This window comes from Seohaeicola saemankumensis, assembly GCF_021021435.1.
In the GTDB taxonomy this organism is placed as follows: domain Bacteria; phylum Pseudomonadota; class Alphaproteobacteria; order Rhodobacterales; family Rhodobacteraceae; genus Seohaeicola.
In genome coordinates this window covers 124,291-137,604 of the sequence record NZ_JAINWI010000016.1, presented here as the reverse complement: position 1 = coordinate 137,604, position 13,314 = coordinate 124,291, and the positions used below count along the sequence as shown (strand labels likewise).

Here is a 13,314-nt window from a genome sequence, read left to right as displayed (position 1 = left end):
GCGCCGGTTGATCCACACCGCCTGAAAGGACCACGCCATGAACGACCTACCCAATATCTCGCTTGCCGAACTGGACAAGCTCAGCCTCTTCCACCCCGTCAGCTCGATCGACGACATCCAGAAAAACGGCCCGCAGATCTATACCTCCGCCACCGGCGTCGAGGTGACGCGCGACAGTGGCCAGACCCTGCTGGATATGGGCGCGGGCTTGTGGTGCGTAAATATCGGCTATGGCCGCTCGGAACTTGTGCAAGCGGGGGCCGAGGCAATGCAGGCCCTCAGCTTCCAGCATTTCTTCGGCGGCGCCTCGGCAGAACCTACGATCCGGCTGGCCGACCGTCTGCTGGGCCTGTTCCGCGATACCGTTCCGGGATCGGACATGGCGCGCGTGTTCTTCGGCAATTCCGGCTCGGATGCCAATGACACGGCAATGAAGCTGGTCACCTATTACAACAACCTGCGCGGCAAGCCCGCCAAGAAAAAGATCATCTCGCGCAAGGGCTCCTATCACGGTCTGACCATGGCTTCGGGCAGCCTGACAGGGATTGAGGGCTATCACACCGCTTTCGATCTGCCGATTTCAGGCGTGCTGCACACCTCCTGCCCGCATCATTTCGCCTTCGCCCACAAGGGCGAGACCGAGGCGGCCTTTACCGACCGCCTGATCGCGGAACTGGAAGAGATGATCGCCCGCGAAGGTGCCGACACGATTGCCGCCTTCATCGCGGAACCCGTCATGGGTACCGGCGGCGTGCTGCTTCCGCCCGAGGGGTATTTCCCCCGCGTGCAAGAGGTGCTGGCCCGCCACGACATCCTGCTGATCGCGGATGAGGTGATCACCGGCTTCGGGCGCACCGGCCAGTGGTTCGGCAGCGGCACCTACGGGCTGCGCCCCGATATCGTCTCGCTCGCCAAGGGCCTGACGAGCGCCTATTTCCCGATGTCCGCCTCGATCATCTCGAACCGCATGTGGGAGGTGTTTGCCAGTGCATCCGAACAAAAAGGCGCGGTGATGCACGGCTTTACCTATTCCGGCCATCCGGTTGGCGCGGCCATAGCACTGGCCAATCTCGACATCATCGAGAAAGAAAACATGGTCGAGAACTCCGCCAAGCTCGGACCCGTCCTGCTGGACGCCTTGCGCGGCGCGGTGGGCGACAACCCCCATGTCGGCGACGTGCGCGGCATCGGCCTGATGGCAGGCGTCGAATTTGCCGGTTTCCCTGCTGGCACCACGGCGCATAAATTGGTCGCCAAACACGCGATGGAAGCAGGCGTGCTGACCCGTGGCCTGCCCTTCATGCCGGTCACATCCTTCTCGCCCCCGCTCTGCGTGACCGAGGCCGAGATCACCGAGGCCGCGACACGCTATTCGAAGGCGCTGGAGGCAGCCACACCCGCATTGGACAAGATGCGCGGCTGACCTTTTTCGCTTCACAACAGGCCGATCCGTGGCGCCGCCATTTTTTGGCACGCGCTGCGGATCGGCAGCCGAGCGCACCCACAGACCAATGCGGTACAAGCACTGCGGGAGGGCGATCGCAGAAAAACCCAAAGACGCTCTAAACTGAACGCCCTGCCAGTCGTTAGCAATTCAGCGGCAACAGGAGAGCGCCTTGAAAGACACCACAGATGTAACCCCGTCGCCCGTCCAACGTGTCACAATGGATGCGATCTCGACGCAATCCGCCCAAGCCACGGTGCATGCCAACCAGAGCGTGAACCGCATCCGCCGGATCACCAGCCAGATGAAAATGCTGGCCCTCAACGCCAAGATCGAAGCCGCCAAAGCCGGACCTTTCGGGCGCGGTTTCTCGGTCGTCGCCCAAGAGGTCGGCATCGTCGGCGACGAGATCAACGGCATCGCGCAGGACATTCAGACCGAACTGACCCGCCGCCTGTCCGAACTGGCCGACATGGTCACCGCGATGGATCACGACACGACCGGCGAAAGACTGGTCGATCTGGCCTTTACCAGCGTCGATACGATTGACCGCAACCTTTACGAACGCACCTGCGACGTGCGCTGGTGGGCTACGGATTCGTCATTCGTGACCGCCCTGACTGATCCGTCACAGTCCAACCTGCACTTTGCCGGCCAGCGGCTTGGCGTCATACTGGACGCCTATAACATCTATCTCGATCTGTGGGTCTGCGACACACAAGGACGGATTCTGGCCAATGCCAGACCGCAGAAATTCAATGTCACAGGGGCATCCGTCAGGGATCTAACAGTGTTCCAGGCAGCGCTGGCCCAGTCATCGGGCGATGACTTCGTCGCGGGCGACGCGATGTGCGCGCCTTTGTTGCAGGACAGACAGGTGACCTATTACGCCTGCGCCATCCGCGAGAATGGCGACAAACACGGTCGCATCATCGGGGTCATGATCACCTGTTTCGACTGGGAACCGCAGGCGCGCTCTGTGGTCTCGTCGGTGCGGATGGATGACAGCATGGTCAGGAACAAGACCCGCCTGCTGCTGGTCGACCGGAAAAACCGCGTGATCGCCGCATCGGATGGCCGCGGTTTTATGGTCGAAAGCATCACTTTCCCCGCAGATGCCGACCCCGTAGCGGGTTTCTTCCGGCAGCACGGCAAACTGGTCGCCTATCACGCAACCGAAGGGTTCGAGACCTATAAGGGTCTTGGCTGGAAAGGCGTCGTCACACAGGACATCCCGCAAGACAAGCTGGCTGACTAAAGGTCGGTGTCCGGCTGATCACGCCAGCGGCGGTGTGTCGATGCGCGGGGGTGGCGCGCCCACACCATCGCCTGTGCCGCGTTCCGCAAGCCAGCATCGATCAGTGGGGGCGGCAAGGCAAGCAGGCGCTAACGCCCCTTGTGCACACAATGCCCGCCTTCTAGCGTGATGCGCGAACAGGGCGAATACCTTTGCCCAACACCGCCAACGCCGCGTGTCATCGCTACAAAGGACAGACCATGGATTTCACCATCTCCCCACGGATCGAGGATTTTCGCGCCCGTATCGCCAGCTTTGTCGAGGACGAGATCCTGCCGGTCGAGGCTGACCGCAGCACATGGGACGCACATGACAATATCGGCTACCCCGCGATGGAACCCCTGCGCGCCAAGGCCCGCGAACAGGGGCTGTGGTGCCTGCAACTCAAACCCGAAACCGGCGGGCAGGGTCTGGGCAGGATGGGCATGGCGGTGTGCTACGAGGAGATGAACCGCTCGATCTTCGGGCCTGTGATCTTCAACTCCGCCGCCCCTGACGATGGCAATATGATGGTGCTTGAACAGGCCGGCACAGCCGCGCAGAAAAAGCGCTGGCTTGATCCCATCGTGCGCGGCGATGTGCGCTCTTCCTTCGTGATGACAGAACCGCATCCGGGCGGTGGGTCCGATCCCGGCATGATGATCACTACCGCCACAAAGAAGGGTGGCAGCTACATCATCAGCGGGCGCAAATGGTTCATCACGGGTGCGGCAGATGCCAGCCATTTCATCCTGCTCGCCCGCACCTCGGACGATCCGCGCCGTGGCCTGACCGCCTTTCTGCATCACAAGGATGAACCCGGCTGGCGCATCGACCGCCGCATCCCGATCATGGGGCCCGAGGAACATGGCGGCCATTGCGAACTGGTCTACGAGGATATGGAACTGCCCGCCGACCGTATCATCATGGGCGAGGGGATGGGCCTCAAGATCACCCAGATGCGGCTGGGGCCAGCCCGCCTGACCCATTGCATGCGCTGGCTGGGGCTGGCGAAACGCTGCACCGAGATCGCAGGCGACTATGCTGCCAACCGTCACGGATTCGGCATCCGCCTGTCCGACCGCGAAAGCATCCAGATCAAGATGGGCGATCTGGCCATGGGGATCGAAATCGGCCGGTTGCTGGTGATGAAGGCCGCATGGGCGCTGGATCAGGGCAGCTTTGCCAGGAAAGAGGTGTCGATGGCCAAGATCCATTGCGCCAACCTGCTGCACAAGGCGGCCGATGTGGCGATCCAGATCAACGGCGCGCGCGGCTATTCGCAGGATACCGTGCTGGAATGGATCTACCGCTATGCCCGTCAGGCCCGTCTGGTCGATGGTGCGGACGAGGTGCACCAGATGGTGCTGAACCGCCATCTGGCCGAAGAAGGCCGCGATTTCTGGCGCTGGCTGCCCGAAGACTGACCGCCCGAAACACATCCCGAATCGACCGAACAACACCGCGAATCCGCCCCCCGACGGGCGGATTCCGCACCGCTTTGCCCTCGCTTTCGGCCCTGTCCAGCGGCATCCGCACAGGCCCGCCAAAACCGGCAGGGCCATGCGCCATATTGCTGCCACAGGCATGGACGCCCCCCGCCGCAATGCGACCAAGAACGCATCAGACCTTGGTATATATTTGCTTGTCCATGCGGTTGGACGCGCCTTTTTCCACCTGATGGCGGATATCGAAGCTTGGCCTGATCGGGGCATCACCATCGACATGGAAGGCCAATCCCGGCCCCGATCAACCCAGTGAAGAAAGATACGAAAATGAGCCTGACACGCAAAACCCTGAAAACCGCCATCCGCATGTTCTGCAAGGACGAGGATGGCGCAACCGCCATCGAATACGGTCTGTTTGCCGCCCTGATCGGCGCGGTCATCGTCGGCACCGTCGCCACGCTTGGTACGCAAACCAATTCCGGCTTCACAACAATGAGTGACGCTCTCGCAGGCGAAAGCGACGAGGCCCTGTAACCCCGTTCCGACCTGTGGTTGATGGGTGCGCTTCTCCCCGTTGGGCGCACCCGAAACCCGCCACTCCTTTCAAGGTTAGTTTCATGACAGCCCCGAATTCCCCGCCAGATCATATCACCCGCATGGCCGCCTATGTCTGCACCGACGCCGGTGCCCAGACAGCGCGTGACGTGATGACCGCCATGGGTGCGGATCTGACCGCCATCTATGGCGGCGGGCTCAGCGGTGCCGCCCGCATCAGCACGGATCGCCCACTGGCGCAAACCGTGCTGGCCGAGCTTGGCCAGTTGCCGCAAGACGCGGCCTGCGAATGCGTGGCCGAGATCGCGCGCAGCGGCGCCACCGTGATCGTGCTGGGTCAGACCAACAGCCTTGTCACCTATCGCGCGCTGCTTCAGGCGGGTGCGTCCGACTATTTTGCCTTCCCCGTCCACACCGACGAGGTTGTGCAGGCCGCAACACCCGCCCCCGCAATGGCACCCGCCGCACCGGATCATCCGGTAGCAGCCAGATCGCTGCGGATCGCGGTTGTCGGATGCAATGGCGGCGTCGGGGCCAGCCTGCTGGCGCAGAATCTTGCCTATCTCGCCAGCGCGCCCAAGGGCGCTGCCTACCGCACCGCCCTGATCGACGCCGATCTGCGTTTCGGCACGCAAGCGGTGGATCTTGACCGTGCCGATACGCCCGGCCTTTTCGAGGCCCTCAGCGCGCCCGAGCGTGTGGACGAGACATTCCTGAACGTCACGATGGAAAAGCTGACCGACACGCTGTCGCTATACGCCCATCAGGTCAGACACGGACAGGGTCTTGGCACGCTGGAAGCCGCCTTGCCGCGCCTAGTCCGCTCGGTCACAGCCTGTTTCGAGGCGCTGATCGTCGATTTGCCGCGTCACGTCCTGTTTGACCAGCCCGAGATGGCCGAGGCTTTCGACGCGATCATCCTTGTGGTTCCGGCAGGCTATGCCGGTGTGAATGCCGCCAGCCGCCTGATGGCCAGCCTGCGTGCCGATGCCCCGTCAACCCGCCTGCTGCCGGTCCTGTCGACATTGCGAACCGATGCAGGGCTGGCCCTCAAGGATATCGAGAAAAGCATCGCGCAGCCTGTCATCACGACATTGCCGCGCAACGATACCGGCCTGCGCCGTGCCCATCTGGCCGCCAAACCGCTGATCCAGATGCAGCCGCGCGGCCCCTATGCCAAGGCGCTGCAAATCCTTTGGCAGAACGCCATCGCCCCCACAAACCCTGCGCCCTCGGCACGGTCTGCACCGTGGACATTGTGCCTGCTCGGAAAGGCCGTCGCATGACCCTCCATATGCCCCAACCCGCCCTGCGCGAGGCACTGGCCAATGTCGTCAATATCGCCCGCCAGATGGATGCCGACAGGCTATCGGTCGAGGAACGCGCCAATGCCGCCGTGTCGCATGTCGTGGACCGTGCAGGCACGCATTGGCCGCTGTCGTTCCAACGCAAGGTGCTGGCCGATGCCATCGACGCCCTGACGACCGAAACACAGGCGACAGATACCCCGCGCCAGCCCATCCCGCTGCGTATCCACCGGGCGCAACCCGCTCCCGCACCCGTATCGGCTCTGGCACCCGTGACACAGCTCCACAGCCTCAAACCGGCCCCCGCCGCCAAAGCCCCTGCTGACGCGCCCGCGCCCAAAGCAACAGCCGCAGCCCCGTCCAAGATTCTTTTGTCGCTGGCCAATGACGTCACCCTTGCCCTGCTTGAAGTGCTGGATTTCTCCTCTCTTGCGGGCAAGCCCTATGCCGAACAAAAGACCCTGATCCAGCAGGGGATCGAGGCTGTCTCGGCGGATCGCAAGCTGCATCTGAACAGCCGCGAAGTGTCCGAACTGGTGAACGCGGTGCTGGCCGACATGCTGGGCCTTGGCCCGCTCGAAGGTCTGCTGGCCGATCCCGAAGTGACCGATATCATGGTAAACGGTTGCGATCAGGTCTATGTTGAACGCGGCGGCAAGCTGGAACTGACCGAGGTGCGGTTCCGCGACAATGCCCATGTCGATGCCATCGCGAACCGGATCGTTTCCGCTGTCGGGCGGCGCATCGACGAGGCGCAACCGATGGTCGATGCCCGCCTCAAGGATGGCAGCCGCGTCAATATCACCGTCCCGCCACTGGCGCTGAACGGCCCTACCATCACGATCCGCAAATTCCCGACCGGCACGGTAAAACTGGAAAGCCTTGTCGAAGGCGGCAGCATGTCCGCACAGATGAGCGGGCTTCTGGCCCTTGCCACCTATCTGCGGCTGAACATCCTTGTCTCGGGCGGCACCGGATCGGGCAAAACAACCCTGATCAACGCCATGTCGCAATTTATCCCCGAAGGCGAACGTGTCGTGACCATCGAAGACGCCGCCGAACTGCGCTTCCAACAGCCCCATGTCGTGCGCTTTGAAACCCGTCCGCCAAATGTCGAGGGCAAGGGCGAGGTCACCATGCGGACGCTTGTGCGCAACGCACTGCGGATGCGCCCCGACCGTATCATCATCGGCGAGGTGCGCGGCGACGAGGTGCTGGACCTGCTGCAAGCGATGAACACCGGCCATGACGGATCAATGACGACTCTGCACGCCAATTCCCCGCGCGAGGCATTGACCCGCGTGGAAAGCATGGCGGCGCTGGCGGGCTTCGTTCCCGGCGGTGGCGTGGTGCGGCGGCAACTGGTCGATGCGGTGCATCTGATCGTGCAGGTCTCGCGGATGCGCGACGGCAAGCGGCGGATCACCTCGATCTCGGAAATTGTCGGGATCGCCGAGGATGCGATCACCCTGCAAGACCTGTTCACCTTCCAGATCGCGTCCGACAGCACACAGGCGCGGGTCAACGGGCAGTTCACCTATACCGGATACCGCCCGAAATTCGCCAGCCGCGCCGCCGACTATGGCGTGCTGGACCAGTTGAACGCCATTCTGAGGAAATAGCCCATGTCTGCCTTCATCATCCTTGCGGCAACGGGTCTTGTCGTGAATATCGGCCTTGTTCTGCTGGCGGCGGTTCTGGCGGACCGTCACCGCAGGCGGCATCTGGCCCGCCTGCAACGCGCGGCAACAGGCACGGCGCGCCCCGCGCTGGTGGTCGTCAAACCCCGCAACCGCCCCACCCCCGAGGATGCAGGCCCGCTGCAACGCGCCGTTGCCTTGCTCGAGCGGTTTCTGGACCAGTCCACCCTCAGGCTGACAGTGCAGGAAATTATCCTGCATTCCATGATCGTGGTGCTGGGTCTTTACGCGGTGTCAGTTCTGCTGCTGGGGCTGTCCCCGCTGGGCGCACTGGTCGCCACGCTTGTGGTCTATGCGGCGGTCTTTGCGCTGGTGCTGCGGATCGCGCGCGCCCGCTACCGCGCCGCCTTTGTCGCCCAACTGCCCGAGGCGCTGGATATCTTTGCCCGCGGGTTGCGCGCCGGTCGTCCGATCACCGATTCTCTTGCTGTTGTGCTGGACAATATCAGCGGCCCCGTGCAGCGCGAATTCGCCCGCTGCCACAACGAAATCCGCATGGGCCACAGCCTGCCCGACAGTTTCGAACGCCTCAGCCAGCGCCTGCCCCTGCCCGAGATCGTGTTTTTCTCGGTTGCCACAACCTTGCAGGCCGAAACCGGCGGCAACCTGATCGAAACTCTGGAAAGCCTTGCCAGCCAGCTGCGCGAACGCCGCAAGCTGCGCAAGAAGGCGCATGCCCTGTCATCCGAGGCGCGGGCCAGTGCGGTGATCCTTGCCGGATTGCCCTTTGCCGTCGCCGTGGCGCTGGCCCTGCTGAATGCAGGCTATCTGGAACCGCTCTATGCTGATCCGCGCGGACAGATCATGTCGCTGGTCGCGTTGTGCAGCATCGGGCTTGGCATCTATGTGATGATACGGATGGGAAAGCTGAATGTTTGAACCGGTCCAACCCGTCTTCTGGCTGGCCTTTGCCGGCCTCAGCTTCGGCTTTCTGGGCCTGATGGCCCTGCTCTATGCCGAAAACCAGAACAGCCAACACAGGGCGCGCTTGCGCCGCGCCAACGGCACCGCGCGCCATCTGGACACGGCACAGGGCACCAGCGCCGCCGGACTTTGGGCACGTTGCGGGGCAGGTCTGCGCCGGATCATCCTTGGCATCGGCGAAAGACTGTCGATCGTTCTGGGCAGCGAGGCACGCGAGACAGCCCAAGAACTCGCTTCTGCCGGATATCGTGGCCGCGATGCGCTGCTGATCTTTGCCTTCATGAAAACCGTCTTGCCGCTGGCCACGCTGGTTCTGGGGCTGGGCTGGCTGATACTGACGCGCCCGCTGGACCTTGGCCTGCTGATCCCCGTCGCTGTCGTCATCGCCGCAGCGCTTGGCCTGTCGAAAGGCGTCGATATGTTCATCGACGCGCAGCGCAAGGCGCGGCTGGAAAAGATCAGGCTGGCCTTTCCCGATATGCTGGAACTGCTGGTCATCACCGCCGAGGCAGGGCTTGGCCCGCAGCCCGGCCTGCACCGTGTCGCGCACGAACTGTCCGCCACCCATCCCGAATTGGGCCGCGACGTGCTGCAACTTGTCTCGGAAATGACGATGACCAATGACCGCCGCAGCGCCTATGACAGCTTCAACGCCCGCATCCCCTTGCCGGAAATCAGCGTCTTCACCCAGACACTGGACCAGTCCGACCGCTACGGCACGCCCTTCTCGCGCGCTATGCGGACCTTGATGGATGAACAGCGCAGCAACCGCATGACCGCGATCGAGGAAAAAGCCGCGCGTCTGCCGGTGATCATGACGATCCCGCTGATCTTCTGCATCATGCCCGCCGTCTTTGTCGTGCTGGTGGGGCCTGCGGTCCTCAGCGTGATCGACAACATCCTGTCGGGGGGTTGAAATGGACCTGCTGACCCGCACAAGACAACGCCTTGCCCGTTTCAACCGCGACCAGAGCGGCGCCGTCGCCGTCGAATTCGTGCTGATCGCCCCGCTGCTTTTTGCGCTGCTCTTCGGCACCGTGGTCGTGGGCTATTACATCGGCGTCAGCCATTCGGTGTCCCAACTGGCCACAGGTGCGGCGCGCGCCTCGGTCGCGGGACTGGACAGCGTCGAGCGTGAAGCGCTGGTGCAATCCTATCTGGCCGATGCCAACCGCCGCTATCCGCTGCTGGTGCAATCCGCCCTGTCATCGGATGTTGTGATGGAAGGCCCCAGCCCCGCCGCGATCACCGTCAGCGTCGCCTATGCTGTCGAGGATTCGATCCTTGATCTGGCCAACGGCTTTCTGGGGCTGGATATCGGCACCATCACGAAAAGAGCCTATCTTGCCTATTGATCGCCTCATGTCCCCCCGCATCCTGCGGCAGGAGGATGGTGCCGTTGCCGTCATTGTGGCCTTGCTTCTGACAGTCCTGCTGGGCTTTGTGGCGCTGGGTGTCGATGTCGCCTCGCTTTACCGCGACAGGGCGCAGCTTCAGGCCGATGCCGATCTGGCCGCGATGAGCAGCGTTGCCGCCCTTGAAAACAGCCAGCCCCGTGCCGTGCAGACGCTGGAGCGCAACAAGCGCGGCGCAAACAGCCTGTCCGACCTGCAAACAGGCCGCTTCCTGCGCAACCCCGACATTCCTGCCGCCGAACGCTTTGTTCCGCTGGCCAACGGATCGGCAGGCGTGAACGCGGTCGCGCTGACATTGCAGGACGCGGCCCCCTTGCATTTCGCGCGGATATTCTCGGATACCGACCACGTGACCCTGACCCGCCGCGCGCTGGCGATCCGCACTGGTGCTGCCAGTTTCTCGCTTGGCAGCCATCTGGCACGGTTGGACCCCGCCAACCTGAACGCCCTGCTGTCGAACAGTTTCGATGCCTCGGTCACCTTTGGCACGGGCGATTATGCCCTGCTGGCGCAAAGCAGCGTCAATCTGGGCGATCTGATCGCCACGCTGGACAGCCAGAGCGGTTCCAACCGCCGCAACCCAGCCGCCATTCTGGACACCCGCACCACGGGGGCACAGGTCGCAACAGCGCTGGCAAGCCTGCTGGACGGGCGCGCCGCCACGATCCTTGGGGATGTGGAGCGCATCACCACATCGCTGGACCTGCCGGTTGCCGCGATTGTGGGCGGAATAGACACTGATCTTGGCCTGACTGCGACCGAATTTCTGGCGCAAACCCGCATCTCGGCACTGGACGCGATCCAGGCTGTCGCACAGGTCAACAGGGTCGACCAATCCCTGACCCTTAATACCGCCGCCACTCTTCCGGGTATCCTGAGCGCACAGACACGTCTGGCCGTGGGCGAGCCCCCAGCCCGTTCGGGATGGATCGCCATCGGCGAGGAAGGCGTGCAACTGCACCGCGCCGCCACACGTCTGCGGACGGATATCGAACTGGCCCCCGATCTGCTGGGCGCGCTTGGCGTTGGCGTATCGGCCACGGGCCTGCGCCTGCCGGTCTATGTCGAACTGGCTGGCGCCACCGCTACGCTGGAGGAAATCACATGCGGCGCCCCCCCACAGGACACCGCCGCGCGTTTCGCCACCAGCGCGACACCCTTGCATCCGCAAAACGGCACGGCGCTGGCCGCGCTCTATCTGGGCAGTCTGCCCGCACAGGTCTTTGCAAGCGGTCCGGTCAATCCTGCCGCGCTGGATTTCGCCGATATCCTTGATCTGTCGCTGCGGATCGAACTGCCCCTGCTGCCCGCGATCCAGATCGGCGGTATCACCCTGCAAGCCCGCGCGCGCGCCGCGCTTGGCACCTCGCAAACGCGGATGATCAGCTTCACGGGCGAGGATATCAGCGCCGGACGCACCACGCGCTACTTCGGGTCGGGCGATGTTCTGACCTCGGGCATCGCCGATCTGCTATCCCCCGACCGGATCGAACTGCGCGTCAAACCGGGACAGGAAGGGCTTGTGTCAGGTGTGGCCAACACGCTGTTGCAAAGCGTGCTGGCCCTGCTTCCCGCCCGGATCGTGTCAGGGCTGACTACCCCGCTTGATACGGCACTGGACGATATCCTGAACCAGACGGGCTTGCGTTTGGGGGAAGGGGAACTGACCCTCACCGGCCATCACTGCGAACGCGTGCAACTGGTCCGCTAGGTCATCCGCATGATCACGAAGCGCGCGAGCGTCCGGCAAGCGGCAACACATTGCGCGTGGGAATGCCCTTTTCGACGATCCTTTGCACCGGTGTCTCGTCCTGCGCCATATCGACAATCTCGTCGGTGACAAAAGCGATCAGTTGATAGCGGTTCTCCAGACCCGATTTCTGGTAGATGCTGCCAAGCTGCGACTTCACCGTGGCAAGCGCGCTGCCCCGCATCTCGGCGATCTCGTTATTGGAAAAACCCTTGGCAACAAAGATCGCCACATCCGCCTCGGATTGCGAGAGGCCCCATTTGGGCGCATGGCGGGCAATGACGGTTTCCTTGGCCACCGGCATGCTTTCACCGGGCGACAACCGCTTCTTGCGCTGGTTGTCGGCATAGGTCTTGAACATGCCGTAGCATAGATACCCGACGCCTGCGGTCAGCGCGAAGAACAGCGCGAACAGTCCCGAAACAGTCGCCATATCGACCTGCGCGGGCGTTAGAACCAGCGTCACCAGCAAAACAGTCTTCAAGGCCGCAACACCGGCCACAACCGTACCGACCAAAACCCAATGCTGCATCATAGTAACTTCCTTTTCCTGCCATGTGGTTGATCACGCTCGGGCAAGACCGGAAACGGCCCTGCCAATGGATCATATCAAAGAGAACTTCACTGCAGGATTGTGGCCAATTTGCAGCGACAAAAGGGTGATTATATCGAAACCGGAAACGACGCCGCGTTTCCGTTCACGATACTGTCAGATGAGACATCCCCTTGCCCTGCAGATGCTCCATTGGCCGCCTAACGGCAAGACACGCGCCGGTTAACCCCAGTCCGGTCTTGCAAACACAACCCGCGGGGCCAATCTTGGCACGACTGCACCGCGACCCCGACCGGGAGGCAAGATGACCGATCCAAATGACAGCACAGACCAACGCAATGCCGATCGTCCTGTCCGTGAGATCGTCACGCGGCTGGAAGAACGCGCGGATCATGACAGCGTCACGCTGCGCGACCTTTTGCAGGCAGGCGGGGCCGCATCCTTCATCCCCGCGCTGATCGTGCCTGCCCTGCTGGTTGTCTCGCCGCTCAGCGGTATCCCGTTCTTTTCGACATTCTGCGGCATCACCATTGCCTTCATCGCCGCGCAGATGCTGTTCAAGCGCCAGCATCTGCACCTGCCCGACCTTCTCACAAGGCAAACCGTCCCGGGCGAGAAACTGCGCGCAGGTTTGCTGAAAATGCACCACATCGCCGATTTTCTGGACCGGCGGACACATGAGGGACGGCTCCACCAGCTTGTCGGCAACGGCGGACGAATACTGCCACAACTGCTTTGCGTGATCGCCGGCGCAATGATGCCCCTGCTCGAGATCGTCCCCTTCTCCTCCTCGATCATAGGTGCCGCTGTCCTCTCCTTCGCCGTCGCCCTGCTGACACAAGACGGCCTGTTCGTTCTGATCGGCATGGTGATTATGGCGACACTGGCGACAGTGCTGTCTCTGGTGGTTGGTGGGGCGTTTTGATGTGGCGGACGCGTGAC

Annotated in this window: 12 protein-coding genes; 11 read left to right on the top strand and 1 reads right to left on the bottom strand. The window is 62.8% G+C overall.

Going from position 1 to position 13,314, the window contains the following annotated elements:
* Positions 1 to 37: 37 nt before the first annotated feature.
* The 10 genes from K7H22_RS15365 to K7H22_RS15320 all read left to right on the top strand — a co-directional run bounded on the left by K7H22_RS15365 (position 38) and on the right by K7H22_RS15320 (position 11,780).
* Positions 38 to 1,423, top strand: a complete 1,386-nt coding sequence (locus tag K7H22_RS15365) for an aspartate aminotransferase family protein (protein ID WP_230801757.1) — start codon at positions 38 to 40, stop codon at positions 1,421 to 1,423.
* 193 nt (positions 1,424 to 1,616) lie between these two features.
* Positions 1,617 to 2,702: a methyl-accepting chemotaxis protein gene (locus K7H22_RS15360; RefSeq protein WP_269063141.1), complete on the top strand. Its 1,086-nt coding sequence runs from the start codon at positions 1,617 to 1,619 to the stop codon at positions 2,700 to 2,702.
* Between the two features lie 239 nt (positions 2,703 to 2,941).
* Entirely contained in the window at positions 2,942 to 4,147 is a 1,206-nt protein-coding gene (locus tag K7H22_RS15355; RefSeq protein ID WP_230801756.1) for an acyl-CoA dehydrogenase family protein, read from the top strand.
* 348 nt (positions 4,148 to 4,495) lie between these two features.
* Positions 4,496 to 4,702, top strand: a complete 207-nt coding sequence (locus K7H22_RS15350; RefSeq protein WP_230801755.1) for a Flp family type IVb pilin — start codon at positions 4,496 to 4,498, stop codon at positions 4,700 to 4,702.
* An 83-nt stretch (positions 4,703 to 4,785) separates the two neighbouring features.
* The gene (locus tag K7H22_RS15345; RefSeq protein ID WP_230801754.1) at positions 4,786 to 6,009 is read left to right on the top strand and encodes an AAA family ATPase; all 1,224 of its coding nucleotides are present in this window, start codon (positions 4,786 to 4,788) and stop codon (positions 6,007 to 6,009) included.
* Entirely contained in the window at positions 6,006 to 7,652 is a 1,647-nt protein-coding gene (locus K7H22_RS15340) for a CpaF family protein (RefSeq protein ID WP_230801753.1), read from the top strand. Before K7H22_RS15345 ends, K7H22_RS15340 begins: the two co-directional genes overlap by 4 nt.
* Before the next feature lie 3 nt (positions 7,653 to 7,655).
* Positions 7,656 to 8,609, top strand: a complete 954-nt coding sequence (locus tag K7H22_RS15335) for a type II secretion system F family protein (RefSeq protein WP_230801752.1) — start codon at positions 7,656 to 7,658, stop codon at positions 8,607 to 8,609.
* On the top strand, positions 8,602 to 9,570 hold the full coding sequence (locus K7H22_RS15330) for a type II secretion system F family protein (protein ID WP_230801751.1): 969 nt from the start codon (positions 8,602 to 8,604) through the stop codon (positions 9,568 to 9,570). The genes K7H22_RS15335 and K7H22_RS15330 overlap by 8 nt, the downstream gene beginning before the upstream one ends.
* Position 9,571: 1 nt before the next feature.
* A complete protein-coding gene (locus K7H22_RS15325) occupies positions 9,572 to 10,009 on the top strand; it encodes a TadE/TadG family type IV pilus assembly protein (RefSeq protein WP_230801750.1) in 438 nt (145 codons plus the stop codon).
* Between the two features lie 7 nt (positions 10,010 to 10,016).
* Positions 10,017 to 11,780, top strand: a complete 1,764-nt coding sequence (locus tag K7H22_RS15320) for a pilus assembly protein TadG-related protein (protein ID WP_230801749.1) — start codon at positions 10,017 to 10,019, stop codon at positions 11,778 to 11,780.
* Between the two features lie 13 nt (positions 11,781 to 11,793).
* Here the strand turns inward: K7H22_RS15320 and K7H22_RS15315 are convergent, their stop codons facing one another.
* Positions 11,794 to 12,354, bottom strand: coding sequence for a helix-turn-helix transcriptional regulator (locus K7H22_RS15315; RefSeq protein WP_230801748.1), 561 nt, complete (start codon positions 12,352 to 12,354; stop codon positions 11,794 to 11,796).
* 322 nt (positions 12,355 to 12,676) lie between these two features.
* Between K7H22_RS15315 and K7H22_RS15310 the strand changes: the two genes are divergently transcribed.
* The gene (locus K7H22_RS15310; protein ID WP_230801747.1) at positions 12,677 to 13,297 is read left to right on the top strand and encodes an exopolysaccharide biosynthesis protein; all 621 of its coding nucleotides are present in this window, start codon (positions 12,677 to 12,679) and stop codon (positions 13,295 to 13,297) included.
* The last annotated feature ends 17 nt before the right edge of the window (positions 13,298 to 13,314 follow it).